This is a genomic window from Octadecabacter sp. SW4, assembly GCF_008065155.1.
Classification (GTDB): Bacteria; Pseudomonadota; Alphaproteobacteria; order Rhodobacterales; family Rhodobacteraceae; genus SW4.
In genome coordinates, this window is the sequence record NZ_CP042819.1 from 432,984 (window position 1) to 459,114 (window position 26,131).

The 26,131-nt window shown below is 59.5% G+C and carries 22 protein-coding genes and 2 pseudogenes; 9 read left to right on the plus strand and 15 right to left on the minus strand.

The features are described from left to right. Positions 1 to 19 precede the first annotated feature (19 nt). From FTO60_RS02250 to arsB, 4 genes are read left to right on the plus strand one after another with little or no spacing between them, the layout of a single operon-like run. A complete protein-coding gene (locus FTO60_RS02250) occupies positions 20 to 868 on the plus strand; it encodes a helix-turn-helix domain-containing protein (protein ID WP_148054443.1) in 849 nt (282 codons plus the stop codon). Then, positions 865 to 1,863, plus strand: coding sequence for an ArsJ-associated glyceraldehyde-3-phosphate dehydrogenase (locus FTO60_RS02255; RefSeq protein ID WP_148054444.1), 999 nt, complete (start codon positions 865 to 867; stop codon positions 1,861 to 1,863). The genes FTO60_RS02250 and FTO60_RS02255 overlap by 4 nt, the downstream gene beginning before the upstream one ends. Continuing rightward, a complete protein-coding gene (gene arsJ, locus FTO60_RS02260; protein WP_148054445.1) occupies positions 1,860 to 3,137 on the plus strand; it encodes an organoarsenical effux MFS transporter ArsJ in 1,278 nt (425 codons plus the stop codon). The genes FTO60_RS02255 and arsJ overlap by 4 nt, the downstream gene beginning before the upstream one ends. Then, complete coding sequence (gene arsB, locus FTO60_RS02265) at positions 3,134 to 4,171, plus strand: ACR3 family arsenite efflux transporter (RefSeq protein ID WP_148054446.1); 1,038 nt, start codon at positions 3,134 to 3,136, stop codon at positions 4,169 to 4,171. The genes arsJ and arsB overlap by 4 nt, the downstream gene beginning before the upstream one ends. Before the next feature lie 54 nt (positions 4,172 to 4,225). On the opposite strand, the gene FTO60_RS02270 is transcribed toward arsB, so the two are convergent. From FTO60_RS02270 to FTO60_RS02340, 15 genes and pseudogenes are all read right to left on the minus strand, one after another. Continuing rightward, on the minus strand, positions 4,226 to 4,873 hold the full coding sequence (locus FTO60_RS02270; protein WP_148054447.1) for an ABC-type transport auxiliary lipoprotein family protein: 648 nt from the start codon (positions 4,871 to 4,873) through the stop codon (positions 4,226 to 4,228). Between the two features lie 7 nt (positions 4,874 to 4,880). Next, entirely contained in the window at positions 4,881 to 6,617 is a 1,737-nt protein-coding gene (locus FTO60_RS02275; RefSeq protein ID WP_148054448.1) for an MlaD family protein, read from the minus strand. Positions 6,618 to 6,626: 9 nt separating this feature from the next. Further along, positions 6,627 to 7,441: pseudogene (locus FTO60_RS02280) on the minus strand (ABC transporter ATP-binding protein). A 2-nt stretch (positions 7,442 to 7,443) separates the two neighbouring features. Next, positions 7,444 to 8,574: an MlaE family lipid ABC transporter permease subunit gene (locus FTO60_RS02285; protein WP_148054449.1), complete on the minus strand. Its 1,131-nt coding sequence runs from the start codon at positions 8,572 to 8,574 to the stop codon at positions 7,444 to 7,446. 107 nt (positions 8,575 to 8,681) lie between these two features. Continuing rightward, a complete protein-coding gene (locus tag FTO60_RS02290; RefSeq protein WP_148054450.1) occupies positions 8,682 to 9,944 on the minus strand; it encodes a class II D-tagatose-bisphosphate aldolase, non-catalytic subunit in 1,263 nt (420 codons plus the stop codon). 54 nt (positions 9,945 to 9,998) lie between these two features. Next, a complete protein-coding gene (locus tag FTO60_RS02295; protein WP_148054451.1) occupies positions 9,999 to 10,730 on the minus strand; it encodes a peptidase in 732 nt (243 codons plus the stop codon). A gap of 32 nt (positions 10,731 to 10,762) precedes the next feature. Next, the gene (locus FTO60_RS02300; RefSeq protein WP_148054452.1) at positions 10,763 to 11,563 is read right to left on the minus strand and encodes a transglutaminase family protein; all 801 of its coding nucleotides are present in this window, start codon (positions 11,561 to 11,563) and stop codon (positions 10,763 to 10,765) included. Continuing rightward, the gene (locus FTO60_RS02305) at positions 11,563 to 12,504 is read right to left on the minus strand and encodes an alpha-E domain-containing protein (RefSeq protein ID WP_148054453.1); all 942 of its coding nucleotides are present in this window, start codon (positions 12,502 to 12,504) and stop codon (positions 11,563 to 11,565) included. The genes FTO60_RS02300 and FTO60_RS02305 overlap by 1 nt, the downstream gene beginning before the upstream one ends. 1 nt (position 12,505) lies before the next feature. Continuing rightward, a pseudogene (locus FTO60_RS02310) lies at positions 12,506 to 13,929 on the minus strand (circularly permuted type 2 ATP-grasp protein). A gap of 89 nt (positions 13,930 to 14,018) precedes the next feature. Next, on the minus strand, positions 14,019 to 14,798 hold the full coding sequence (locus FTO60_RS02315) for a carnitinyl-CoA dehydratase (RefSeq protein WP_148054454.1): 780 nt from the start codon (positions 14,796 to 14,798) through the stop codon (positions 14,019 to 14,021). Then, positions 14,795 to 16,906 carry an acetate--CoA ligase family protein gene (locus FTO60_RS02320; protein WP_172623781.1) on the minus strand — a complete coding sequence of 704 codons (2,112 nt, stop codon included), beginning with the start codon at positions 16,904 to 16,906 and terminating at the stop codon, positions 14,795 to 14,797. The genes FTO60_RS02315 and FTO60_RS02320 overlap by 4 nt, the downstream gene beginning before the upstream one ends. Further along, positions 16,818 to 17,978: an acyl-CoA dehydrogenase family protein gene (locus tag FTO60_RS02325; RefSeq protein ID WP_148054456.1), complete on the minus strand. Its 1,161-nt coding sequence runs from the start codon at positions 17,976 to 17,978 to the stop codon at positions 16,818 to 16,820. Before FTO60_RS02325 ends, FTO60_RS02320 begins: the two co-directional genes overlap by 89 nt. 63 nt (positions 17,979 to 18,041) lie before the next feature. Continuing rightward, the gene (locus tag FTO60_RS02330; protein ID WP_368074265.1) at positions 18,042 to 19,190 is read right to left on the minus strand and encodes a family 20 glycosylhydrolase; all 1,149 of its coding nucleotides are present in this window, start codon (positions 19,188 to 19,190) and stop codon (positions 18,042 to 18,044) included. Next, positions 19,079 to 19,828, minus strand: coding sequence for a glycoside hydrolase family 20 zincin-like fold domain-containing protein (locus FTO60_RS02335; RefSeq protein ID WP_148054458.1), 750 nt, complete (start codon positions 19,826 to 19,828; stop codon positions 19,079 to 19,081). The genes FTO60_RS02330 and FTO60_RS02335 overlap by 112 nt, the downstream gene beginning before the upstream one ends. Position 19,829: 1 nt before the next feature. Next, positions 19,830 to 20,585: a GntR family transcriptional regulator gene (locus FTO60_RS02340; protein ID WP_148054459.1), complete on the minus strand. Its 756-nt coding sequence runs from the start codon at positions 20,583 to 20,585 to the stop codon at positions 19,830 to 19,832. A gap of 216 nt (positions 20,586 to 20,801) precedes the next feature. On the opposite strand from FTO60_RS02340, the gene FTO60_RS02345 reads away from it, so the two are divergent. The 5 genes from FTO60_RS02345 to FTO60_RS02365 all read left to right on the plus strand — a co-directional run bounded on the left by FTO60_RS02345 (position 20,802) and on the right by FTO60_RS02365 (position 26,131). Then, the gene (locus FTO60_RS02345) at positions 20,802 to 21,734 is read left to right on the plus strand and encodes a carbohydrate ABC transporter permease (protein ID WP_254696869.1); all 933 of its coding nucleotides are present in this window, start codon (positions 20,802 to 20,804) and stop codon (positions 21,732 to 21,734) included. 1 nt (position 21,735) lies between these two features. After that, a complete protein-coding gene (locus tag FTO60_RS02350) occupies positions 21,736 to 22,578 on the plus strand; it encodes a carbohydrate ABC transporter permease (RefSeq protein ID WP_148054461.1) in 843 nt (280 codons plus the stop codon). Between the two features lie 24 nt (positions 22,579 to 22,602). Continuing rightward, complete coding sequence (locus FTO60_RS02355; protein WP_148054462.1) at positions 22,603 to 23,814, plus strand: ABC transporter substrate-binding protein; 1,212 nt, start codon at positions 22,603 to 22,605, stop codon at positions 23,812 to 23,814. 86 nt (positions 23,815 to 23,900) lie between these two features. Then, on the plus strand, positions 23,901 to 24,998 hold the full coding sequence (locus FTO60_RS02360) for an ABC transporter ATP-binding protein (RefSeq protein WP_148054463.1): 1,098 nt from the start codon (positions 23,901 to 23,903) through the stop codon (positions 24,996 to 24,998). Beyond that, on the plus strand, positions 24,995 to 26,131 hold the full coding sequence (locus FTO60_RS02365) for a Gfo/Idh/MocA family protein (protein WP_148054464.1): 1,137 nt from the start codon (positions 24,995 to 24,997) through the stop codon (positions 26,129 to 26,131). The genes FTO60_RS02360 and FTO60_RS02365 overlap by 4 nt, the downstream gene beginning before the upstream one ends.

A 26,131-nucleotide genomic window follows, 5' to 3' on the forward strand; every position in this document is an offset into this window, starting at 1 on the left:
ATTCATATATTCACGAACTATGGAACTAGAGATCCCCAATCGTCTCGCGACCCTCGGCCATCCGCAGCGGCTGGCCGTGTTCCGGCTGCTGATGCGCCGCTACCCGGATCGCGTCCCGGCGACTGAACTGGCGAAGGCGCTTGGGCTTAAGCCAAACACGCTTTCAACCTATGTGAACGCGCTCATGCATGCCGGTCTGGTGTCGCAAGAACGTGTCGGGACTTCGCTGCGCTACGCCATCGACATGGATGCCGCGCGCGAGACCATCGACTATCTCCTGCATGACTGCTGCAGGGGACGGCCTGAGATTTGCCACCCAGATGCCCTTTCCACCGCAAACCGAGACATCCCCATGACCGACCGTAAGCACAACGTCCTGTTTATCTGCACAGGCAATTCCGCCCGCTCCATCTTTGCTGAGTCCATCCTGCGTGATCTGGCCGGGGATCGCTTTGAAGTCTATTCGGCAGGCACCAAACCCCGCACCGACCTCAATCCATTCGCGCTTGAAGTATTAAAGCAGAAAGGACACGACGTGTCCGTTCTGCGCTCCAAGAACATCGCTGAATTTCAGGGGCCGGATGCCCCTGTTTTCGATTTTGTTTTCACAGTCTGCAATCAGGCTGCAAACGAGGAATGTGCCTCCTGGCAGGGGCAGCCCATCAGCGCCCATTGGGGGCTTCCTGATCCGGTCAAGGTCGAAGGTTCGGATGCAGAAAAGAGCCTTGCCTTCCATCAGACCTACGGCGCGCTGCGCAACCGCATGATCGGCTTTACCGCGCTGCCATTGGCCTCGCTCGACCGTATGTCCCTGCAACGGGCGGTCGATGATATCGGGCAAACAAAAGAACAAGGACCATCAACATGACTGTTTACGCCCTCAACGGCCTTGGCCGCATCGGGAAGCTTGCCTTGAAACCCCTGCTTGAGCGGGGGGCCAAGATCGCCTGGATCAACGATGCCGTCGGCGATCCTGAGATGCACGCGCATCTGTTTGAATTCGACACGGTGCATGGAAGGTGGGACGCTGATTTCGCCCATGATGCGGACAGCGTGACAATTGATGGCCTGCGTTTGCCGTTCATCGGCACCGGCAAGATCGCGGACCTTCCGTTAGCGGGCATCGATGTCGTGATCGATTGCACCGGCGTGTTCAAGACCGAGGCGAAGCTGGCACCATACTTTGACGCAGGCGTAAAGAAAGTCGTTGTGTCAGCCCCGGTAAAGGACGGCGAGGCAGCAAATATCGTTTACGGGGTCAATCACGATGTTTACGACCCTGACCACCACCGGATCGTGACCGCCGCCAGTTGCACGACCAACTGCCTTGCTCCTGTCGTGAAAGTCATCCACGAGAACCTGCGCATCAAACATGGCTCTATCACGACAATCCATGATGTGACGAACACGCAAACCATCGTGGACCGTCCTGCCAAAGACCTGCGCCGCGCCCGCTCCGCCTTGAATTCCCTGATCCCGACAACCACGGGCAGCGCCACCGCCATCACCCTGATCTATCCCGAACTGACGGGCCGTTTGAACGGCCATGCGGTGCGTGTGCCGCTGCTCAATGCATCGCTCACGGACTGTGTGTTCGAGGTAGAGCGCGATACGACAGCCCAAGAGGTGAACGCCCTGTTCAAAACCGCGTCAGAAGGGCCGCTGAAGGGTATTCTGGGCTACGAGGAACGCCCGCTTGTTTCGACCGATTACACCAACGACGAACGGTCCAGCATCGTGGATGCCCCGTCCACAATGGTGATCAACGGCACTCAGGTCAAAATCTACGCCTGGTATGACAACGAGATGGGCTATGCCCACCGGCTGGTCGACGTCGCCTGTATGGTCGGGGACAGCCTGTGAGCAGCGCTTCCGCGCGGCCCGAGGGCCTTTCGGCCTATATCGCCGTCACGGCGGCCTATTGGGCCTTCATGCTCACGGATGGCGCGCTACGCATGCTGGTGCTGTTGCACTTTCACGCGCTTGGCTTCTCGCCCGTGCAACTGGCCTATCTGTTCGTGTTTTACGAGATCGCGGGCATGGTCACCAATCTGGCTGCCGGATGGATATCAGCGCGGTTCGGCCTGACCTCGACCCTTTACGCGGGGCTGGGCATTCAGGTGCTCGCCCTGCTGGCACTGACGCAACTGGACCCAAATTGGGCAATCGGCGCTTCCGTCGCTTTCGTGATGATGGTTCAGGGGGCGAGCGGCGTTGCAAAAGACCTCGCCAAGATGTCATCGAAATCCGCCGTAAAGATCCTCGCACCCGCAGAAGGTGACGGCCTGTTTCGCTGGGTCGCCATGCTGACAGGCTCCAAGAATGCGGTGAAAGGGATCGGCTTTCTGCTGGGCGCGGCAATGCTGGCCACATTCGGGTTCACAACTGCCGTTCTTGGTATGGCGGCGGTTCTGTTTGTCATTCTGGTCGCGGTGCTGACCGCCATGCCCACCGGGCTTCCGAAGGGGCGCAAGGGGGCGAAGTTCTCCGAGGTCTTTTCAAAATCGGCCAACGTGAATTGGCTATCACTGGCCCGCGTGTTTCTGTTCGGCGCGCGGGATGTGTGGTTCGTCGTCGGCATCCCGATCTATTTCTACGCCGTGCTGTCCGATGGCAGCGAAGCAGGCAACCGCGCCGCCTTTTTCCTGATCGGGACGTTCATGGCGCTTTGGATCATTCTTTATGGCGCGGTGCAGGCCACGGCGCCACGCCTGCTGCGTGCCAAAACCCGCGATGAATCGCAACTGATCGGTGCAGCCCGCGGATGGGCCTGGGCCTTGGCGCTTGTTCCGGCAGCGTTGGCGGCGGCGGCCGGGGCTGCTTCGGGCCCGCAGACATGGTTGACCCTGACGCTGATTGCCGGACTGTTGGTATTTGGCGGGATATTCGCCATCAATTCGGCGCTGCATTCCTATCTGATCCTCGCCTTCACCAAGGCCGAGCGGGTCACGATGGATGTGGGCTTTTATTACATGGCCAACGCCGGGGGCCGGCTTGCAGGCACCGTATTGTCGGGCCTGACCTATCAGGTCGGGGGATTGACGCTTATGCTCGCGACGGCGGCTGTCATGGTGGCAGCATCCGCCATCGCATCAGGACGGTTGTCGAGCGAACACAAGGTAGCGGGAACAGTATGAGCATATTTGAACGCTACCTGACGGTTTGGATCGCGCTGGCTATCGTGGCCGGGATCGCCATTGGCAGCGTCGCACCCGCTCTGGTTTCCGCGATTGCAATGGCCGAAGTTGCCCGTGTGAACCTTGTGGTGGCCGTTTTGATCTGGGCGATGGTTTATCCGATGATGGTCGGTGTTGACCCCGCCAGCCTGCGCGATGTGGTCAAACAACCCAAAGGTCTGGCCATCACGCTGACGGTCAACTGGCTGATCAAGCCGTTTTCGATGGCCGCGCTTGGTGTTTTGTTCTTTGAAGTCGTTTTTGCGGATCTGATCGCGCCCGAGGATGCGCAGCAATACATCGCCGGTTTGATCCTGCTGGGGGCTGCGCCCTGCACGGCCATGGTTTTTGTCTGGTCACAACTGACCCGTGGCGATGAAAGCTATACTCTGGTGCAGGTCACGGTGAATGATTTTATCATGGTATTCGCCTTTGCGCCGATTGTCGCATTTCTATTGGGTGTCACCGATATTGTTGTCCCCTGGGAGACGCTGGTGTTGTCCGTCATTCTTTTTGTGGCGCTGCCACTGGCAGCAGGTCTGTTGACCCGAAGGCGGCTGGGCAGTGCCGAACGCATCGGCGCATTTCAGGCGCGGATCAAGCCTTGGTCCGTTATCGGCCTGATTGCGACGGTCGTGATTCTCTTTGCGTTGCAGGGGCAGGTCATTCTGGACCGCCCGCAGGTCATCGTTCTGATTGCGGTCCCGATCCTGTTGCAATCCTACGGCATCTTCATGCTGGCCTATTCGGCGGCTTACGCCCTGAAAGTTCCGCACCGGATCGCGGCCCCCTGCGCCATGATCGGGACATCGAATTTCTTTGAATTGGCCGTGGCGGTCGCCATCAGCCTGTTTGGCCTGAATTCAGGCGCAGCACTGGCCACGGTTGTCGGTGTTCTTGTCGAAGTGCCTGTGATGCTTTCACTTGTGGCCTTTGCCAATCGCACCAGGTCGCGCTTTACCTCGGAACCGGACACCGAAACCAAGACGTCCTAGACCACAGCGAACCAGCCAATGCGCCGGGTGTGGGCCAAAACATGCGGATATCCGTCAGGCGGGTGACAGGCGGCGGCCAAGGGAGTTCATGGTCCAGTCGGCAAAGTCGATCAGCAGTTGATCAGACCCACGATCAAAGGCGTCGATCAGTGCGGGCGTCTCTGTCGAGGCTGAGATCGCTTGCGCGCGGAACGTCCGGCTTGCAATGACGCTGGCGTCACGCTCGCGGATCAACCGCGATGTCATGCTGATGGAAATAACCGCGCCAACCCCGTCCGGTGCCAATTCGGCGTGGAAATCAACCAGTTCGGTTATGATGGCATAATCGCCGCTTCCCGCCAACGGACGGCGGCCCACATAGCGCAATCCGCCGGTGTTTTCCAAGCTGCGAACCATCAGCGTTTGCAGCATCACAGGCGTTTCATCACCCCAGCGCGCCGCGGGCAGATATTGCGCCTGCAGGGCGTCGGGGCGGATCAAAATCCGGTCCGTCTCGAGCACGCCACTGGTGGTTGGCAGTTCGACAATCACGTCACGTGCCAGCGGACCGCCCGGCGCCACAGGTGCATCGTCGGGTGCGCGTAGATCGTAAACGGCAAGTGGAGTGCTCACATCACCCAGCGCACCCAGTGTCGCGCATCCGGTCAGCAAGGGGATCATCGCTAACAGGGCGACAAGTCTGAGTTTGACAGCGAAAGTCATGGCGCATTCATCTCCGGAACTCGGGTGATTGTTGATCAAGGAAGAACCGCGCCGGGTCACGTTGGATTTGTTGGGTCAGCCGGTCAAGGTTGCTGATCAGCTCGCGGGCTTCATCGGCAAGGCGGGTATATAGCGGCAGGCCGGTGGTACTAAACGTGGTGATCGGTGGGCCAGCAGCCCCGATCACCTGCTGTAGCGAATCAAACGCGCCTTCTGCGGATTGGCTGGCGGCACGCAATTCAGCGGTGATTTCAGGCAGGTCGGCCGAGACTTGACCAATCGCTTGGTTGAGCGTGGCCAGACTGGTTTCGAGGCCTGTGATAATACCGTCGATATCATCGTTGATCACCCGATCCGCTCCGTCAAAAGCGCGTTCAGCCGCAGCCAGTGTGCGGTTGCCGGTTTCCAGCGCGGCGTTGATTGCCGCAAGCGTGGCATTGGCGTTGCTAAAGGTCTCGGTGACCTGTGTCAGGGCGGTTTCAGCTGAAAGGCTTAGCCCTTCGATCCGGCCGCTGGCCGTTGACAGGTCTTCGCCCACCTGCGTGATCACACGGGATGCCGTTTCGGTTGCGGTGCGGATATCAGCGACAATGACGGGTAAATCGGTGCCTGCGACTTTGCCGATTTCGGCAATCACGGTGGTCGCATCGGCGACCGCAGCGCGCGTTTCCACCAAAAGCGGCGTGCCTTCGGTTTGCAGCAATGTGTCGAAACTTGCGGCGGCGCTGTCGACTGTGCTGGCGGCTTGTGAAAGCTGTGCAAGCAATTCATCGACCGCGGCCAGGGTCGCCTCGGCCTCGGCCAGGCGACTGTTGGCGGTGGTGCCGGTGGTGCTGAAGGTCGCGATCAGGCCTTGGGCATCAGCGCTGAGTGCGGCAATCGTCGCCTGCAATTCGGCAACTGTGGTGCGCAGGGAGTCTGTCGTGACGGTCAGGTCTTCGGTGATAAATGTGCCCGCGACAGCGATCGTATCCTGCGCGACCGACAGTGTTTCAGTGCCCGTTGTCAGCATCGTGCCGGCCTCGTCTGTCAGATTGCCGATCGAGGTGAGTGTAGCATCAGCCGTTTGCAGCAAGCCCTCCAGATCATCCGACAACCCTTCAAGAATCTTGTTGAATTCGCTGATCTGAGTCGCAAATTCGGTGACCGATCCGGCGACTTCGGAAAAATCCTCGAGCGTGCTTGCAAAGGTCGCCGAAGCGTCTTCGACATTGGTCAAAATCCGGTCGATCCGGTCTTGGTTGTTACCAAGAAGTGCGCCCAATTCCTCGACCACGACAAGGGTTTCGTTGACCAGTTGCGGCGCATCTTCCGACAGGGTCTGGATGACAGAACGGCCAGCCGTGATTTCGGGCACCGGCATGGCGTCGGTCGGCGCCAACAGTGGTGTCTCGGGCGTTCCAGGGCCGATCTGAACAAACGATACGCCCGTGACGCCCTGCGCCTCGATCGTGGCAATGCTGTCGGCGCGCACTGGGGTGTCGGCCTCCACTTCGACGCGAACAAGAATTGTGCCATCGCGATCAGGGGCCAGACGCACGTCAACCACCTGCCCGACAGGCAAGCCGCTAAAGCGCACGTCAGAGGCATCGCTCAGACCCGAAACCGAGGTAAAGCGCACGTCGTAATAGGAAAACTGGCGGTCTAGTTCGACCCGCGCAAACCATAGGAACAGGGCGACGATGCCCAGCACCCCCGCAAGGGTAAACGCGCCGATCAGGATGTAATTGGCCCTTGTTTCCATAGCTTTGCGTCAGACCCTTGTTTGCTCGGTCGCGGTTTCTTTTGTATCAAGCGCGGCCCGCGCGCGCGGCCCGTTAAAGTATTCATGCACCCACGGGTGATCGACGTGCAGCATCTCTTGCATCGTGCCGGTCACCAGCACGCGGCGTTCTGACAGCACAGCAATCCGGTCACACACCGCGTGCAAGGTATCAAGGTCGTGGGTCACAAGAAAGACCGTCAAATCAAGGTCCCGGCTAAGGCTGCGGATCAGCATATCGAACTCGGTCGCGCCAATCGGGTCGAGCCCGGCAGTCGGTTCGTCCAAGAACACGATCTGCGGATCAAGAGCAAGGGCGCGTGCCAATCCAGCGCGCTTGCGCATCCCGCCTGACAGTTCGGACGGATATTTATCCCCCGCCAGATAGGGCAGCCCCACCATCGAAATCTTGAGGTCCGCCAGATCGCGCCGGATCGCGGGATCAAGCCCTTCAATCGTGCGCATCGGCACTTCGACGTTTTCGCGCACGGTCAGCGACGAAAACAGCGCCCCATCCTGAAACATCACGCCCCAATTGGCCGCAACAGCGTTCAGCGCATCCTGATCCGCGTTTAACAGGTCGGTCCCAAGCACGTTGATCGTGCCCGCAGCCGGTGTGTTCAGCCCGGCGATCGTGCGCAGCAGCACAGACTTGCCGGTGCCGGACCCCCCACCACACCAAGAATTTCACCGCGATAGATATCCAGATCAAGGTCTTCGTGCACCACTTGCGTGCCAAACTGATTGCGTAGCCCGCGGATTGAAATCACGACATCCTTGTCAGATTTTGGCGTCTGCTGGGTCATCGTCACATCCCGATCTGTGCAAAAAAGATCGAAAACAGCGCGTCAGCGACGATCACCGCAAAGATTGCTGTCACTACCGAGGCGGAGGTCATGCGACCAAGCGATTCTGCGTTGCTTTTCACCCGCATCCCCGCGTGGCAGCCGACGACTCCGATGATCAACGCAAATACCGGTGCCTTGATCATGCCGACGATCACGTGGCTGATATCGGTGCCATTGACCAGCCGCGTGGTGAACATCGCGGGCGAAATGCCCAGATCGACCCATGCCATGATTCCACCGCCCAGCAGCCCCATAAGATCGGCGATCAACCCCAGGATTGGCAGCATGATCACCAGCGCAAGGATACGTGGCACAAACAGCGTCATCGCCGGATCAAGACCCAATCCGTGCATCGCGTCAATTTCTTCACGCATCTTCATCGAGCCAATCGCGGCGGTAAAGGCCGAAGCGGTGCGCCCCGCTACAATGATCGCCGTCAACAGTATGCCCAATTCGCGCAGGATCGAGATTGCGATCAGATCAACCACAAAGACCTCGGCCCCGAACTGGCGCAACTGCGTGGACCCTTGGAACGCCAGCACAACCCCAATCAGAAACGCCATCAGCGCAACGATAGGAACGGCCTTGAGCCCGACATCTTCGCAATGATGCACAAGCGCGGTCAGCCGGAATTCCTTTGGGTGACGTATGGATCGCGCGAGCCGCGCCAGAAACAGCCCAAAATAGCCGACAAGCGCCAGAACGAACCTCACGCCGTCCGTCACCGCCATGCCCAGTCCTGCAAGCCGGTCCGCAAAGGTCGCGGGCGTGGCTGCGGCTTGGGTCGGGGCAGGCATGGCGCTTGTCACAGTTTCCAGCAGACCACGAGGGCCGTCATCCGCGCCCGCGATCTCAAGCGATTGCCCCGCATCATCAAGGCGGGTCTTGAAGGTTGAAATGGCCCAGGCGCCCGCCGTATCAAACCGCGTTACGCCGGACATATCCAACCTTACGGGCTGGTCGGTCGCAATATCCCGCAACGCGGCAACAAACGGCGTGACATTGCGCAAGGATACCTCGCCTTGCAGCGTGACAACCACCTGACGCTTTGATGATGTGATCCTGATATCGGGGCCGTCGCGCTTTTCCATCGTCTGGACATTATGCGTTTGCGCAAGGCCCGAACAGCGGATTTTCTAGTGTCTTGGTCGCCGCCCGTGCAATCTCGTGGGCTTGGGGCTGCCGCTTCATGGTCGCGTCAATACACCTGCCGCAGGCCTGCCGCTTTGAAGTATCGGCTGACGCACCGCAGGACATGGCCCTCTATCAGGTCGTTCGCCGTCGTGGGGATTTCGCCAAACTCCGCCCCCATGAACGACTGTGACACAAGCGTTTCGGGCAGGGGTAAGCCGGACAAGTTCTGCAACAGTCGTGAGAGCGCGCCGGACACGGCCGGATCTGTCCAATAATACCGGATGCGGTCGCTATAGCTGTAAACCCGCAACCTTGCGACCTCGGGGTCGGTCCCCTTGTAATAGGCGGACCAGAAGTCGGGCCGATCCGTCATGCGTTGGATCATGATTTCGCGAATACGCGACGGTGATGCGATATCGAGGTGTGCTTCGATTTCGGCCAGCGCCCAGATTGCCTCGCGGAAACGGAATGTCAGTTCAGGGCCGACCTTGAGAAAGAAAAAGTGGTTCTCGACGAGTGCCGCGAGGGCCGCAGTCGATTGATAATCGGTCGAATGGGCTTCAAACGTCAGCCCGTCATCAGCAAGGATCGCAGCACAAAGCGGCGCTGCCTTTTCTGCTGCGAACGGATAGACCGAGGTATGCCCGAAATCGACGCCGGGCTGGGTGACGACCGACACGATCCGCGCCCAAGCTTCCTGCAACCCGCGCGCCATAAAGGCAGCGTGATGCGTGTCAATTGTAGCGCGGTAGCGATCAATCGACGTCACATCAAGCACGTTGGGTTCGTCGGTTTCGCCGCCGGGAATAGGGACTTCAGTGCCGATGATGTAACACAGCTCTGAGGGGTCGGGCGCATATTTTTCGGCCACCGCGCAAAGGTCGGCAGCACGTTCGGCGATTTGCTCGAATGTCGGATTCGGTTCGCCACCGCAGGCCATGCTTGTGTCCAGATGGATTTTTCCAAAGCCCGCTTGCACGTAGGATTTCACCAGCTCACGCGACTTTTCCATAGCGATATCAATCGGTTCATTTCTCCAGACGTTCGGGCCAAGATGATCGCCACCAAGGATCAGCTGTGTCATCGGCACGCCCGCGTCACTTGCCAAGCCGCGTAGCCACGCCATGAAATCCGCAGCCGTCATGCCGGTATACCCGCCGTCCTGATTGACTTGATTGCAGGTCGCCTCGATCACCGTGGGCAGCTCGGTTTGTTTGGCATGGGCCAGCACGGCACGCAAAACATGTTCATTGGCGGTGCAGAAACAAGGAAGGCCAATCGCTTCGCCAGCGCGGTTGCGCGCGATGAGGTCTTTGATGATGCTCATGCGGTTTTCTCCTTTCGCGGGGCGTTGAAGAAGATCGTGACTCGCCGCTGGATCCTACACTTTGTAGGTTGGCAACGCCTGAAAGGCTGCACGCAACGCATCACCCCAACCCGTTGAAATGGCCTGATAAATGGGGTCGTTTTCTTCGATACGGATCGTGCGATCACCGTTGAAATGATCGTTTTCGTGGATCAGCAGATCAAAGGGCAGGCCGCAGGACAGGTTTGATTTCACCGTTGAATCAAACGACACCAGCAACAGTTTGACAGCCTCGTCAAAGGGCATGTCCGCATCATAAGCGCGCACCAGGATCGGCTTGCCGTATTTGGTTTCACCAACCTGGAAAAACGGCGTATCTTCGCTGATTTCGATGAAATTCCCCTGCGGATAGACCAGGAAAATCGTCGGCTTGCCGCCCTTGATCTGGCCGCCAACAATCGCCGAGGCGCTGAACTGGTCGTTGGCCGTCGGGCCGTTGGGGTTGCTGTAGGCGATGACCTCCTTGAGGGTTTCACCCACCAGCCGCGCGACCTGAAACATTGTGTCCTGGCGCAAAATGCTGGGGTCGCGGTCTTCTGTCGCGACCGAACGTTCCTCAAGCAGGCTGATCATCGCTTGGGTCGTGGCAAGATTGCCCGCCGTCATGATGGTGATCGACCGCTCGCCGTTGACCGCCCAGTTGAACAGCTTGCGTGTGGTCGAAAAATTATCGACACCTGCGTTCGTGCGTGTGTCCGACATGAACACCAAACCGGCGTTCAGCCGCATTCCGACACAATAGGTCATTTAATCGTATCCATGTGAAACCTGTCGCAGTGCTACTGCTGCACCTGCAAAGATACAATCAAAGACTCACCTGCTGATCCCATTCGCATGCCGGAAATTGGCGCCGCATCGGCGGAATCGCGCCCCACGGCGATCCGGGCATAGCGTTCATCGGGGGCATAGCCGTTCGAGATATCGAATCCGACCCATCCAAGATCGGGCACGTGGGCTTCGGCCCAGGCATGGCTGGCGTCCTGATCAATACGGTCGTTCATCATCAAATAGCCGCTGACATAGCGTGCAGGCAGGCCTGCGACGCGCGCGGCGGCAACAAATATATTGGCGTGATCCTGACAGACACCCGCGCCGATCCCCAAGGCAGTTTCGGCAGTGGTATTGGCAGCCGTCTTGCCGATCTGGTATGGGGTCGCGCCAAGGATCGCGGCAGATAAATCGTGCAGGCCGGTCAGTGGATCCGTGGCCGTAGCCAAGACCGATGCCAGCGCCGCAACGCCGTCACCGGGCGCGGTCAGCGGCGTCGGTTGCGTGAAATGCCAAAGCGGGGCGCGGCCATAGACAGGCCCAAGCACGCCCGCCGCACCATCCACGGTGTCCACGGTGCCGTGGGCGCGAATGATCAGGTTATGGGTTTCGGGCGTGATGCTGACCAGATCGGTGTGATTGCCATAGTGATCACGGTAGCTGGTTTCGATCTTGCCACCTTCGACCTCGACCGTCCAATCCGTAATGGTCTGCAGCGGGTTGTCCAGCGGGCGCAAACGGACCTTTTGTAACGCATAATCAACGGGTTGATCATAAAGATAACGGGTCTCGTGGGTGATTTTCAGATGCATCAGCGGGTGAACCTGTAATCCTGCTCGATCTGTTGACCAAGGCTTGCCGTGTCGCGCAGAACAGAGCTGATGAATTCGTGCAACCCCTCTTCGAAGATCGCGCCAATGTCGCGTTTGGATACCCGCGCGCGCAGGGCCACGGCCATATCATGACTGGCAGGTGTTTCGCCGTATTCCTCGGCAAGATAGCCAAGATTGGTGACGATGCGCCCAAGGCTGTAGGACAGCGAACGGGGCATTCGCGTGTCCAGGATTAAAAAGCTGGCGATATTGGCAGCGGTAAAGTCGCCATCCACAGCCCAGCGGAACGACCGGTGTGCCGACACCGAGCGTAGCAGTGTTTCCCATTGCACATTGTCCATCCGGCCGCCCACCATCGAAGGGGCTGGCAGCAGCGCGTAGTATTTCACGTCGATAATCCGCGCGGTGCTGTCGGTGCGTTCAATGAACGTGCCAAGGCGGCAGAAATCATACATGTCATTGCGCAGCATCGTGCCGGTCAATGCGCCACGCACCAGCGCGCATTGCTGCCGGATCGTCGCCAGCACGGCAGGCAATTCGGTTTCTGGCACGGGCTCTTGCAACAGGTCCTTGAACAGCATCCATGTTTCGTTCACGGCCGACCAGACTTCGGTGGTCAGGGCGGTGCGCACAAGGCGGGCATTGTCGCGCGCCGATTTGACCACCGAAAGCACGGACCCAAGATTATCCGTGTCACGCAGCAGAAAATCCGTGACCGAGGCGCTGTCATAGGTGCTGTATTTGCTGTCAAATTGCGCCCGCACCGCCGAGGTCGTGATCACCGAGCGCCATTCGGCTTCGGCCGCGCTCGAACGTGTCAGGGCAATCCGAAAGCCCGCCTCAAGAAGGCGCGCATTGTTCTCGGCCCGCTCTAGGAAGCGGAACATCCAGTAAAGACCACCTGCGGTTTTTCCCAACATATCAGTCTTCCAATACCCAGGTGTCTTTGGTGCCGCCGCCTTGACTCGAATTCACGACCAGACTGCCCTCGGTCAAGGCAACCCGCGTCAGGCCACCGGGCGTGATGTTGACACCATCGGGCGACATCAGCGCAAAGGGGCGCAGATCAACGTGGCGCGGCGACAGGCCCGCTTCGGTAAAGATTGGCACGGTGGACAGCGACAGCGTTGGCTGCGCGATGTAATTGCTGGGCCGCGCGCGCAGCTTGTCGGCGAAGTCGGCCAGTTCCTGTTTGCTGGCGGCAGGGCCGACCAACATGCCATAACCCCCGATCCGTGGACTTCCTTGACGACCAGATCAGCCAGATTATCAAGCACGTATTTCAGGGTGTCGGGTTCGGAACAACGATGCGTTTCGACATTCTTGAGGATCGCGCGCTCACCCGTATAAAATTCAATAATTTCGGGCATATAGCTATAAATCGCCTTGTCGTCGGCGACACCGGTGCCGGGCGCATTTGCGATGGTGATATTGCCCGCGCGATACACATCCATGATCCCCGGCACCCCCAACATCGAGCTGGGATTGAATGTCAGCGGATCAAGGAATTCATCGTCAACGCGCCGGTAAAGCACGTCGATGACCTTGTAACCTTTGGTCGTGCGCATGGCGATATGGCCATCGACCACCCGCAAGTCATGCCCTTCGACCAATTCGACGCCCATCTGATCTGCCAGAAAGCTGTGTTCGTAATAGGCCGAGTTGTAGATACCCGGCGTCAGCACCGCGACACAGGGCCGCCCTTTGCAGGATGCCGGGGCGCTTGCCGCAAGCGAGCGGCGCAACTCCTTGGGATAGTCGCTGACCCGTTGCACCCTGATCTTGCTGAACAATTCAGGGAACATCTGCAACATCGTCTCACGATTTTCGAGCATGTAACTGACGCCGGACGGGGTGCGCGCATTGTCTTCCAGCACAAAGAAATCATCCGCCCCCGTGCGCACGATATCCGTGCCGGTGATATGCGTATAGACTCCGCCCGGCGGCGTGAAATCCATCATCTGCGGCAGAAAGGCATCGTTTTGCGCGATCAGGTTGGTCGGCACGACGCCCGCGCGCAAGATTTCCTGACGGTTATAGATATCGTGCAGGAACGCGTTGATCGCGCGGACCCGTTGATCAATCCCCTTGGACAGTTTGACCCATTCGTTATTGGACAAAATACGCGGCACCAGATCAAACGGGATCAGCCGTTCTTCGGCGTCCGATTGGCCATAGACGTTAAAGGTAATGCCCGAGCGGCGAAAGAACGCCTCCGCCTCGTCCGACTTCTTGGCAAGGCGATTATTGTCTTGCTGTGCGAACCAACCATCGTAGCTGTGGTAGGGTGCGCGTGCACCGTTGGCTGCGTGCATTTCATTAAAGTGTGTGGGGTCTGATGTCATCCCGTTAGCTTATAGCAGCGCGGCGAACTGGCAATGGGGCTCAACGGTGCCGCTACGGCAAGTGCCAGAATTGCCCAAAGTTTGCGCAGTTATTTCCCTTTCCAGACAGGATCGCGTTTTTCTGCAAAAGCCCGCGCGCCTTCAAGGTTGTCCTCGGACCCGTAAAGCACATCAACGGTGGCCAATTGCCGTCCGGTGATCCGGGTCATGGCGTCCTGAAACTTCGAATCCTCGGCATCGCGCACGATTTCCTTGATTGCGGCGTAAACCAGCGGCGGGCCCGATGCCAACAGCCGGGCCAGTTCCCAGGCGCGGTCCATCAGTTGATCGGCCGGCACGATTTCGTTGACCAGCCCCCAACCTTTGGCCTCGCTCGCGTCAAACCAGCGACCGGTCAGCAACAGCTCCATCGCGATGTGATAGGGAATGCGTTTGGGCAGTTTGACGCTGGCTGCATCCGCCACCGTGCCGGATCGGATTTCGGGCAGGGCAAATGTCGCGTGATCGGCGGCGATGATCATATCCGCCGAAAGCGCCAGTTCCAGCCCGCCGCCGCAGGCAATCCCATTCACGGCAGCGATCACCGGCTTGTTCAGGTCAGGCAACTCCTGCAAGCCGCCAAAGCCGCCAACGCCATAATCGCCGTCCACCGCATCGCCATCAGCCGCCGCCTTCAGATCCCAACCGGGGCAAAAGAACTTTGCCCCCGCGCCGGTAATGATCGCGACCCGCAGCGCCGGATCGTCGCGAAACGCAGCAAAGGTATCGCCCATGATCCGGCTTGTCGCCAGATCAATGGCGTTGGCCTTGGGGCGGTCCAGCGTGACCAGCAGGATACCGTCACGGGTTTCGGTCTTGATCGGGTTCATGGCATGGTCTTTCGGATGAGGGCATCGACGGCAATCGCGCCATCTGGGGTGCAGATCAGCGGGTTGATCTCAACTTCGGCCAAGCTGTCGGCGTTGGCAACCACATAGGATTGCACGGCCTGCACCGTGTCGACGATTGCAACCAAATTGGCGGCGGGTTTGCGGCGATAGCCGAGCAGAAGGGGGGCGCAGCGCAATCGGTTCAGCGCCGTTTCAATCGCCGTGCCATCGGCAGGCACCAGCATTGACACCGTATCGCGCAATACCTCGGTCAAGACGCCACCCGCCCCAAGGGTCAGCACGAACCCGTGCGCGGGGTCGCACGTGACGCCAATCAGCAATTCCGCCACGCCACCCGGCGCCATTTCTTCGATCAATACGGCATCGGTGCCGATCTCGGCAGCAACTGTCGTGACATCAGCAGCGGCAACTCCCAACCGCACAGCACCATGTTCCGACTTGTGGGCAAGGCCGACCCCTTTGACGGCATAGGGAGGGGACAAGGCCACGATGGCTTGCGCGATTTCATCCGCGTCGCGCGCCACGCGGTTGGCGGGCACGGGCACGCCATGCGCGGCCAGTGCGGCTTTCGCCGTTGCCTCGTCAAGGGTTTGCGGGTTCAGGTGCGCGCTGGGCAACAGCACCGGCTTGGGATCAGGCGGGCCGATTTGCGCGGCGGCATGGGTTGCGGCCAAGGCCTCGGGGATCCCCATGAACGGCACCACGCCGCCCGTCATCAGGCGCGCCGCGACATCTAGCGGCATCAGTTCTGGCAGGCTTGCGACCATCGCGAAATGCGCACCCGTTTGCGCACGCACGTCCAAGGCAGCTTGCGTGGCACATTCCCAATCGGTCGCATCGGTGGTTGGGTAGTCAACGATTGAGAACGTCATGGCGATGTCAGGGCCGGTCATCCCCGCCCATGCCGCTGCCATCTTGACGTGATCGCGCCAGATATAGGTGTGATAGTCCAGCGGATTGTTCAGCGCGACCATCGGCCCAAGGGCACCGGCCAGTTGCGTGCGTTGGCTCTGCGTCAGCGGCGGAAACGTCAGCCCGGTCGCCATAGCCATATCCGCAATCAGGCTCGCTTCGCCGCCCGAACAGCTGATTGAGGCGATGTTTTTCGATGTCAGTGGTCCGGCGCAATGCAGCAATTTCAGCGTCTCTATAAAGGCGGGCAGGCTGCCCACGCGCGCAATGCCCAGCCGGTCAAGGAAAGCCTGCGCACCCGCATCACTGCCCGCAAGGGACGCAGTGTGCGACACGGTCGCCACCTGTGCCTGATCGGACGCGCCGACCTTGATGGCGACCAGCGGCACACCTTTTGCATGGGCCTTTTGCGCCAAGGCCTCCCAGGCACGCAGATCGGAAAACCCTTCGATATGCAGCCCGATGGCCGTCACGCGCGGATCGTCCAACAGGGCAGTGGCAATCTGGGCCTGACTGGTCTGCGCCATATTCCCGCAAGTGATCGTATAGGCGATGGGCAGGGCGCGTTTCTGCATCGTCAGATTGATCGCGATGTTGGAACTTTGGGTCAGGATCGCCACGCCGCGGTCCACCCGTGCACAACCATGCTGATCAGGCCAGAGCAGCGCACCATCAAGCGCGTTGATAAAGCCGTAACAGTTGGGGCCAAGGATCGGCATGTCACCCGCCGCCGCGACCAGTTGCGCCTGCAGATCATCGCCGCGCGCGTCCTCGGCCCGGGCTTCGGCAAAGCCACTGGCAAAACACACAGCCCCGCCCGCGCGGACCTGCGCAAGGTCACGCACCAGCCCGACCGTGGCGTCACGGTTCACGCCGATGAACACCGCATCCGGTGCGCCGGGCAGGTCGCCCATGCAGGCAAATGCGGGCAGTCCCGCGATGGTGTCTGCACGCGGATGCACCGGCCAGATCGCGCCAGCATATCCCATGCCGCTGGCCTGTCGCACGACCTGTTCGCACCACGCCCCGCCGCCGATCACGGCGATTGACGCAGGCCGCAGCAGGCGGGCCAGATCGCCCGTCACGTCAGGCCCCAAGCGGGCGCAGCAGATCGCGCGAAATGATGTGGCGCTGGATTTCGCTGGTGCCGTCCCAAATCCGTTCGACCCGCGCATCACGCCAGAACCGTTCAATAGGGAAGTCGTCCATCAACCCCATGCCACCGAAAATCTGCAAGGTCGCATCCGTTGTGCGCGCCAGCATTTCCGAGGCATAGACCTTGGCGCTGGCAATTTCACGGTTGGCTGGCAACCCCTGATCAAGCCGCCAGGCGGCGGCCAGCGTCAACCAGTCGGCGGCGTCGATTTCTGTGATCATATCGGCGATCTGGAAACCGACGCCCTGAAATTTGCCGATCGGCTGGCCGAATTGCTTGCGCTCGGCAGCATAGTTCAGCGCGTAGTCAAAACAGCGGCGCGCGCGGCCCACACAAAAGGCCGCAACCGTGATCCGCGTGGCATAAAGCCATTCGTTCATCACTGCAAAACCGCCATCGACGTCGCCCAGAACCTGCGCATCGGGCAGGCGGCAGTTGTCAAAATCAAGGATGCAATTCTTGTAGCCCTTATGGGACACCGACGTGTAGCCGTCACGCACCGTGAACCCTGGCGTGCCGCGATCAACCAGAAAGGTGGTGATGCGCTTCTTGGGGCCACGCGGGGTATCGTCAACGCCCGTAGCGATGAAAACGATAAAGAAATCGGCGTGGTTCGCGCCGGATATGAAGTGCTTGGACCCGTTGACGACCCAATCACCGCCGCTGCGCACAGCCTGACATTTCATCCCCCGCACATCCGATCCGGCGTCCGGTTCGGTCATGGCAAGGGCATCGGACCTCTCGCCGCGCACGGCGGGCAACAGATAGCGTTCCTTTTGATCGCCTTCGCAGGCCATGAGGATGTTTTGCGGGCGGCCAAAGAAATGCGTCAGCGCCATTGACCCGCGTCCCAATTCACGTTCCACCAGCGTGAAGTCAACGTGGTTCAACCCCGCGCCACCCACGGATTCCGGGAAGTTGCAGGCGTAGAATCCAAGGTCGATCACCTTTTTCTTGATTGCTTCGCCAAGCTCGGCAGGCACTTCGCCGGTGCGTTCGACCTCGGCCTCGTGAGGGTAGATTTCCCTTTCCACAAAGCTGCGCACGGTTTGGACGATCATCTCTTGCTCGTCGCTTAGTCCAAAGTTCATCGCCCGCTCCGTGATCACTTTCCAAACGACCCTAGCGGGCGAATTTCGCCTTGTCTCGCAGAATTATCTTGTAGCGCTGGCAGGCGTAAACGGGACCAGAAAATGCCCGCGCGCAAGGCGGATCAGATCGTCGGGGGGCAGGTCATCGGACTGCCACGCCTTGACCGCCAGCCCCAACATGCGCGGCATCAGCATCGGCCAGATTTGGGCGTCCTGCGTGGTGAACTCGCTCCAGAACGCACCCTGCACGCCGATGACCCGATCGGCGATATCGGGGTTGGGGACGGGGTTCCACGCAAGCGTGTCCGTCAGTGACACAAAAGCGGCCCAGCTTGCGCCCCAATCGTCGGGATCGTCGCTGTGGGCCATGTCGAAATAGGTGTGCTGCGCAGGGGTCATCACCACGTCATAACCCGCGCGTGCCGCCGCCACGCCCGGCCCCTGACCGGTCCAGCTGAACAGGATTGCACCGTGACCGATACCGCCATTCTTACCCTGCGCGGCCTCTTCCCAAGCGCAGGGACGCTGGCCGTTTTGCGCCACTTGTGCGGCGATACGCTCCATCGTCCAGCCCTGCAGATCGTGGGTGTTTTCCAGCCCTTCACGCGCCATCAGATCGCGGGCCATCGGGCTGCCCATCCACGTCCCTTCGGGCAGTTCATCGCACCCCAGATGCAGATGACCGAATGGAAAAAGCGCGCCAACCTCGGTGGCAATTGCGTTGATAACCTCCCATGTTTCTGGCTGCGCCGGGTTCAGAACATTGCCTTGATAGCCCTGCACGCTAACCTCGGCGCCATTATCGGCGGGGTCGCGCGTATTGGGGAAAACATGCGTGATTGCAATGGCATGGGCCGGGGTTTCGATTTCCGGCATGACCTCGATATTCAGTGCCTTGGCATGGGCGATGATCATGCGGGCGGTGTCTTTGGAATAACTGCCACCGGTCACCAACCCCTCGGAAAATAGCGCGGGCAGCAACTGCCCCTCACCACAAAACACCGTCTTTTGCCAAAGCTCGGGCAGGCAGTCGATCTCAAGGCGAAAGGCCTCGTCGTCTGCGAAATGCCAGTGAAACCGGTTGAGTTTCAGCAGCGCCATCAGGTCCAGCAGATCGCAGATCGTATCGGGGTGATAGTAGTGGCGCGCGGTGTCCAGATGTTGTCCGCGCCAGCCGAAACGGGGGACATCATGCAGGATGCCACAGGGCAGGGGCCATGTTGCAGCAGGGTTAGCAGCGTGACCCCCGCATAAAACCGCCCGCCATAGGATGATGCCTGCACGGTGGTGCCCTCGGGCGTGATGCGCAGGGTGTAGGCGTCAACGGGTAGGTCGGCATCTGCAAAACTGACGGGGTGATCGCCCACAAAGGTCAGCCCTTGCCGTGCGGCCAGGGCAGCAACGGCGGCAAGCGCCGGATCCTCCCCCGTGAACCCGCCGACGGTCAGGGTCTGCCCGTCCGGTTTCCACGATGATGGTTGCGGCACAAGGGGTAAACCGTCAAACGGCCCCAGATCGGGCAGGGGCTGTGGGCGACACCCCAGCGGGGTGGTTTGCGGCAGCTTGATCACCTCGTTGCCGACGCGCAGCAGCGGGCCGATGGGGTGCCACGCGCGGTTCGCCGGCTTGTGACCCGTCGCGTATTGCAACGTCACCCGATGGGGCACGCCCGCGCGCAGATCAGGCATGGCGACTTCGGTGTAACTGCCCAAGCCCTTGATGCGCTGCCCACCAGCGGTTGCCGTCATTGGCGCCATGCCGGAAAAGCAGAATAGCGGGCGCGCAAGATCGCGGTCCGGGGTGATCGTGCACAGCAATTCGGCGCCATGCAGTTCGCAGGTATAATCCATGTCAGTCCAACCGCAGTTCGGAAACGAAATCGTAGATGTCTGACCGGTAAAGCCCGCTGGTAAATTCGATCGGGCGGCCCGATCCAAGGTATCCGGTGCGCTCGATGCGCAGCACAGCGGTGCCTTCGGGCAGTTTCAGCAGGCTGGCGTCTGCGCTGGTCAGATTGGCAGCCATTACTCGTTGCACGGCGCGCACAGGGGCGCAGTTTGTCTGGCGCAGCACGGCGTAAAGCGAGGTTTGCACAAGATCAGGGCGCGGCAGGATATCGCGCGGCAATGACGAATATTCCAGCGCCATTGGCGTATCACCGGCGTTGCGCAACCGGTTGATCCGCGCCACCCGATCATGGGCTGATAGGCCCAGCGCGATCATTTCGTCAGGGTTCGGCGTGACCAACCCTGCCGACAGAACCTCGGACGTCGAGGTCATGCCCCGCGCTTGCATGTTTTCCGTGAACGACACGAGGGACGACAGCGATTGCGCAAGTCGGGGTGCCGCCGTGCGCACAAAGGAGCCCGCCCCCTGACGCTGTTCAATCAGCCCGTCACTGACCAGCTGGGCCACTGCCTTGCGCACCGTGACGCGACTGATATCGGCCATGTCGGCAAGCTCACGTTCGGGCGGAAGTTGATCGTCAGGCGCGAGGCGACCTGATTGGATCGCCGCCGCGATATGGCGCTGCAACTGCTGATAGCGCGGCCCGCGGCCCGCACGAAACCAGCTGTCCGGGTGAAAGATATCTAAGCTTAGCGACATTTTTGACCTGCCCGTTTGGTATGCGAATACAATACCAATTATATACACCTGCGCAATGGGGGTTATCATATTGGTGCTTAAAATACTGTATTTAATTATAAAAATAGCCCTGTGCTATTTTGGTATTATATTGGTAGTAATAATGCGTCTCTTTGGTATCATTATTTCAGGCACCGCGATTCGCTTGTGGTGAAAATCCAGCCGGGGGGCATCAACGTGACAGATATCGCGCAGTCGATCGGGCGAACCCAAGAGGCAAGCCGCCGCAAGGTGCTGCCCGAGAGCGTGTTTGCATGGTTGCTGGTCGGCCCCGCCATGCTGTTCATCGCCATTATCGTCGCATGGCCGCTGGCCGAAACGATCCGCCTGTCCTTCATGGAGGCAGGCTTGGGCGGCGAAGAATACATCGGTCTTGCCAACTACGAAGACCTGCTGGAAAGCCGCAAGTTTCAACAAACGATCGTGCGCACCTTTTACTGGATGTTTCTGTCGGTCGCGCTGAAGCTGGTGCTTGGGTTGGTCGGCGCAACATTGCTGAACGCCGCTGTGCCCGGGCGCGGCTTGTTTCGCGTGCTGGTGATGCCGCCCTGGGTCATTCCGATTGCGATCGGGATGATTGGCTGGCTTTGGCTTTATAACGGGTATTTCGGTGTGCTGTCAGGCACCGCACAGGCGATCGGGTTGATCGATGGGCCGTTCGAATTTCTCGCCTATAAACGGTCGGCGTTCTATTCGGCGGTGGTCGCTGATGTCTGGGTCGGCACGCCGATGGTGACCCTGTTTTTCCTTGCTGCGATGCAGGGCGTGAGCCGCGACCTCTACGAGGCCGCATGGGTTGATGGGGCGGGGCGCTGGTATCGGTTCCGCCGCATCACGATCCCGCAGATCATGCCGGTGATCGTCTCGATGTCCCTGCTGTCGGCGATTTTCACTTTCAATAGTTTTGAAATTATCTGGATCCTGACCGAAGGCGGACCGCGCAGCGCGACGACCACCTTGATCGTCGACACCTACAAGACCGCCATCGGTAACTACAAATTCGGCGAAGGGTCGGCGCGCGCTGTGATCATCGTGTTTCTGCTGGGCACCTTTTCTCTGGCCTACCTGTTCCTCCTGAACAAGGTGAACAAGAAATACGGGGTGAAGTAAGATGATGGACAAGTATACCAAGCTTCAGATGGCAGGGATCTACGCAGCCATCATTGTTTTTCTGATCTTCATCCTATTGCCCTTCTTCGAGATGTTCATGGCCTCCCTGCGCCCTCTCGAACATCTGTTCCGCAGCCCCTATCAGTTCTGGTCTGACGACTTCAGCTTCCAGGCCTATTCCGACATGTGGGTGACGGTGCCGCTGCTCGGGCGTTATATCTTCAATTCGGTCTTTATCGCCTTTTCGGTGACAGGGCTGACGATGATTTTCGTGGTGCCGGCGGCCTATGCCTATGCCCGGCTCGACTTTCCGTTCAAGAACGCGAGTCTTGCGATCTTTCTGGGTGTCAACATGTTCACGGGCGCGGTGCTGCTGATCCCGCTTTACCGGGTGCTGCGCTCCTTGGGGTTCCTGAATACATATTGGGCGATGATCGTGCCAGGTGTGGCGTTTCTTATTCCGACGGGCATCTGGCTGCTACGCTCGTATCTGGAAAAAATCCCGCGCGAGTTGGAAGAAGCGGCCTACGTCGATGGCGCATCGCGCATGTATACGTTGCGCCGCGTGGTGCTGCCCTTGGCAACGCCCGGGCTGATCGTTGTCGGAACGGCTGTGTTCATTGGCGCTTACGCCCAGCAATTCCTGTTCGCAATCACATTCAACCAGACCCGCGAATTGCAACCGCTGCCCGCGGGTCTGTTCGAATTCATCGGCTATCAGTCGGTGACCTGGAACGAAATGATGGCCGCTGCCCTGGTGGGTGTGCTGCCCGTCATGGTCATCTTTCTGTTCCTGCAAAAATACCTCGTCGCCGGTCTCACGGCGGGCGCGGTGAAAGAATAATCTTAACCAAGGGAGAACGATCAAATGAAACTTGCGAAAATCTCGATGGGGGCGCTGCTGCTCTCTGGCACAGCGATGACCGCACAGGCCGACAGCGACGCGACCGAGTTGCACTTTATCATGTGTGGCGGGGAAATCCGCGCCGCCGATCAGGCTGTTGTCGATCAGTTTGTCGCCGACAACGAAGGCGTGACAGTGAACCTTGAAGCGGTGCCCTGGGGCACCTGCCAGGACAAATCCCTGACGCTGGCCGCTGCCGGTGATCCACCGTCGATTGCCTACATGGGGTCGCGCACGCTGCGCCAACTGGCCAACAACGATCTGATCGTGCCCGCCAACATCGACCCCGAAACACCTTATCAGCCCGGCGTGTTGAACACCGTGACGATCGAGGGTCAGGCTTGGGGCTATCCGCACGCGTTTTCGACCAAGGCGCTTTATATCAACTGCGACCTTGTCGAGGAGGCCGGTATGGAATGTGCTGCCCCTGCCACCTGGGATGACATGTATGCGATGGCCGAAGCCGTGACCAACAACACCGATGCCGCCGGTGTTGGCCTTGCGGGCAAGGATTTCGACAACACCATGCACCAGTTCCTGAACTATCTTTATTCCAATGGCGGAGTCGTGATTGATCCGGTGACCGGTGAAAACAAACTTGATAGCCAGCAAACCCGCGAAACGCTTGAATTTTATGGCAGCCTAGTCGCCGTGGCCCAGGACGGCCCCACCGCATGGGAACGCGACCAGCTGAAAGACCTGTTCAACGATGGCCAGATCGCGATGTATGTGTCCGGCCCCTGGGGTTACGGGCAACATAACGAGGACATCAACCAACTGGTTGTCCCTGTGCCAAGCGGCCCATCCGGTGAAAGCGGCTCGATCCTGATCACCGACAGCATTGTCGTATTCAAAGGCTCGGGTCACGAAGGCCTGGCGCAGGAATTGGCGCAGCGTATCACATCCGGCGACAGCCAGTATGACTTGGACAGCTCGTGGGGTCTGACGCCGATCCTTGACTATGCGGCGATGGGCAAGACCGATCTTTACTACGAAAGTGGTATCTGGCCGACCTTTACCGCATCGATCCAGACAGGTGGCCCTGAACCACTGGTCGAGGACTTCAAATCGTTGCAATCGGTATTCACCAACATGATCCAGGGCATCATCCTTGAAGATGACACCGTGGACAATCTTGTGACGATCGCAGGCCAAGAACTGGACGACGCCCTTTAGCAGGTGTTTCTCCCCGATCCGGGCGGCGGGCATCTGCTGCCGCCCGGACATGCCCCCCGAAACCTCCAAGACAGGACGCTTGCACAATGGCCACCCTTGACCTGAATGCGATCAACAAATCCTTTGGCGCGGCCAAGGTGCTGCACGATATTTCCCTTGCCATCGAGGATAAGGAGTTTGTGGTTTTCGTCGGCCCGTCAGGTTGCGGCAAATCCACGTTGCTGCGGATCATCGCCGGGCTCGAGGAGGCGACGTCAGGCGGCATCATCATCGACGGCCAAGATGTCAGCGCCGCCCATCCGGTTGATCGCGGCATTTCGATGGTCTTCCAGTCTTACGCGCTGTATCCGCACCTGTCGGTCTATGAAAACATTGCCTTTCCGCTGCGCGTGCAGCGTCTGGCCAAGGGTGACATGGATCAGCGCGTCCACAAGGCCGCCGAGATTTTGCAACTGACCGACAAGCTGCAACTGAAGCCCGGGCAGCTTTCGGGTGGGCAGCGCCAGCGGGTCGCTATTGGGCGAAGCATCGTGCGCAATCCCAAGGTGTTCCTGTTCGATGAACCCCTGTCCAACCTTGATGCGGCCCTGCGCGGTGATATGCGCGTGGAGCTGTCGCAACTGCATTCCGAACTTGATGCTACGATGGTCTACGTCACCCACGATCAGGTCGAGGCAATGACAATGGCCGACCGCATTGTCGTGCTGAATGGCGGACGGGTCGAACAGTTCGGCACCCCGATGGAGCTATACCACCACCCTGCCACGAAATTCGTCGCCTCATTCATTGGTCAGCCCAACATGAACCTGATCCCCGCCACGGTTTTGGAAACCGGCGATCTGCTAACCGTTGAACTGGACGGCGGGCATAAAATGGCGCTGCCTGTTGACGCCAATGGCGTGCGCAAGGGCGACGTGGTCGAAGTCGGCATTCGGCCCGAACATGTCAGCCTTGGCGACAGTGGCTTGGATATTTCGGTGCGCGTGCTGGAACGGCTTGGTGGCGTGTCGATCACCTATGGCACGATTGGCAACGGCCACCGCTTCTGCGCCTCGCTTCCCGGCGACGCCCCCGTGCGCGAGGGCCGTAACCTGACCCTGTCGGTCCTGGCGCAAGACTGCCATGTTTTCGATGCCAATGGCGATGTGCTGCGCCGCAAATCTGCACCGGCTCTGGTCGCATGAAGGTCGTCACCTCCGGCATAGGTCTGCGTGCGGGGCACGTTCTGTCGATCCTGCGCGATGCGATACCCGAGGTGGAATTCGTCGGCTACTACGATCCGCAACCGACATTTCTGCACATGATCGGCGAGGATACGCCACGCTTTGACGACGTTGCGCAAATGCTGGCCGATACACAGCCCGATCTGTTTTTTGTTGGTTCGCCCAACAGTTTCCATCTTGACCATATCAAGTTGGGGCTGGCTGCAGGCGTGCGCATTTTTACCGAGAAACCCGTTGTGACAACCAAAGAAGACACCATGGAATTGGCCGCCCTTTTGGCCAAACACGGCACCGATCAGGTGATGGTCGGGCTGGTGCTGCGCTATTCGCAGCACATGGTCGATTTGCGCGCGGTGCTTGATCGTCTGGGACCAATTGTGTCGCTTGAAGCCAACGAACACATCGGCCCTTATCACGGCGCGTTTTTCATGCGTGACTGGCGGCGGATGATCAAATGGTCGGGCGGGTTCATGCTGGAAAAGTGCTGTCATGACATCGACATCTACAACATGGTCACAGGCGCGCGACCCAATCGCGTGGCCAGCTTTGGCGGGCGCAAATCTTTTGTGCCGGAGTTCGCCCCGACCTCGAACACCGAAAACGAGATCATGCACCGCAAGCCAAGTGTCTGGGAAAGCATTGACGATCCGTTCCGGTCTGATGGTGACATCATCGACTACCAAACCGCGATCCTGCACTACGACACCGGCGCATCGCTGGCCTTTCACACCAACCTGAACGTCCCCGACGAGCACCGCCGTTTCTGCGTCATGGGTGCGCTGGGCATGGCCGAAGGTGACTTTGTGCGCGGTTATCTGCGTGCGACGCTACGCGATGGCACGGTCATCGCCGATCACGATTATACGCAAATGGACGGCGCGCGCGCCTCGGCCCACTACGGTGCCGATCACATGATGGTGGACGATATCGCGGCGTTCCTGCGCGGCGAGGTCGGCAGCCTGCCTGTGGGTGTTGTCGACGCGCTCGAGGCGGGGTTGGCGGCGATGGCGCTGGATCAGGCGCGGATCACCGGCACAATGATCGATCTGACCGACACATGGGCCGAATTTGACAGCTATGGATTGCGGGGATGA

Excerpts from the sequence above, each read along its gene's own strand:
- FTO60_RS02250 (WP_148054443.1), top strand. The coding sequence starts at position 20 with ATGGAACTAGAGATCCCCAATCGTCTCGCGACCCTCGGCCATCCGCAG.
- FTO60_RS02355 (WP_148054462.1), top strand. The coding sequence starts at position 22,603 with ATGAAACTTGCGAAAATCTCGATGGGGGCGCTGCTGCTCTCTGGCACA.
- FTO60_RS02290 (WP_148054450.1), bottom strand. The coding sequence starts at position 9,944 with ATGAGCATCATCAAAGACCTCATCGCGCGCAACCGCGCTGGCGAAGCG.
- FTO60_RS02285 (WP_148054449.1), bottom strand. The coding sequence starts at position 8,574 with ATGGAAAAGCGCGACGGCCCCGATATCAGGATCACATCATCAAAGCGT.
- FTO60_RS02365 (WP_148054464.1), top strand. The coding sequence starts at position 24,995 with ATGAAGGTCGTCACCTCCGGCATAGGTCTGCGTGCGGGGCACGTTCTG.
- FTO60_RS02315 (WP_148054454.1), bottom strand. The coding sequence starts at position 14,798 with ATGAACCCGATCAAGACCGAAACCCGTGACGGTATCCTGCTGGTCACG.
- FTO60_RS02300 (WP_148054452.1), bottom strand. The coding sequence starts at position 11,563 with ATGCATCTGAAAATCACCCACGAGACCCGTTATCTTTATGATCAACCC.
- FTO60_RS02350 (WP_148054461.1), top strand. The coding sequence starts at position 21,736 with ATGATGGACAAGTATACCAAGCTTCAGATGGCAGGGATCTACGCAGCC.
- arsB (WP_148054446.1), top strand. The coding sequence starts at position 3,134 with ATGAGCATATTTGAACGCTACCTGACGGTTTGGATCGCGCTGGCTATC.
- FTO60_RS02320 (WP_172623781.1), bottom strand. The coding sequence starts at position 16,906 with ATGCGCGGGTCGAACGGATTTGGGACGGCACCAGCGAAATCCAGCGCC.
- FTO60_RS02340 (WP_148054459.1), bottom strand. The coding sequence starts at position 20,585 with ATGTCGCTAAGCTTAGATATCTTTCACCCGGACAGCTGGTTTCGTGCG.
- FTO60_RS02305 (WP_148054453.1), bottom strand. The coding sequence starts at position 12,504 with ATGTTGGGAAAAACCGCAGGTGGTCTTTACTGGATGTTCCGCTTCCTA.
- FTO60_RS02295 (WP_148054451.1), bottom strand. The coding sequence starts at position 10,730 with ATGACCTATTGTGTCGGAATGCGGCTGAACGCCGGTTTGGTGTTCATG.
- FTO60_RS02335 (WP_148054458.1), bottom strand. The coding sequence starts at position 19,828 with ATGGATTATACCTGCGAACTGCATGGCGCCGAATTGCTGTGCACGATC.
- FTO60_RS02270 (WP_148054447.1), bottom strand. The coding sequence starts at position 4,873 with ATGACTTTCGCTGTCAAACTCAGACTTGTCGCCCTGTTAGCGATGATC.
- FTO60_RS02275 (WP_148054448.1), bottom strand. The coding sequence starts at position 6,617 with ATGGAAACAAGGGCCAATTACATCCTGATCGGCGCGTTTACCCTTGCG.
- FTO60_RS02255 (WP_148054444.1), top strand. The coding sequence starts at position 865 with ATGACTGTTTACGCCCTCAACGGCCTTGGCCGCATCGGGAAGCTTGCC.
- FTO60_RS02360 (WP_148054463.1), top strand. The coding sequence starts at position 23,901 with ATGGCCACCCTTGACCTGAATGCGATCAACAAATCCTTTGGCGCGGCC.
- FTO60_RS02325 (WP_148054456.1), bottom strand. The coding sequence starts at position 17,978 with ATGAACTTTGGACTAAGCGACGAGCAAGAGATGATCGTCCAAACCGTG.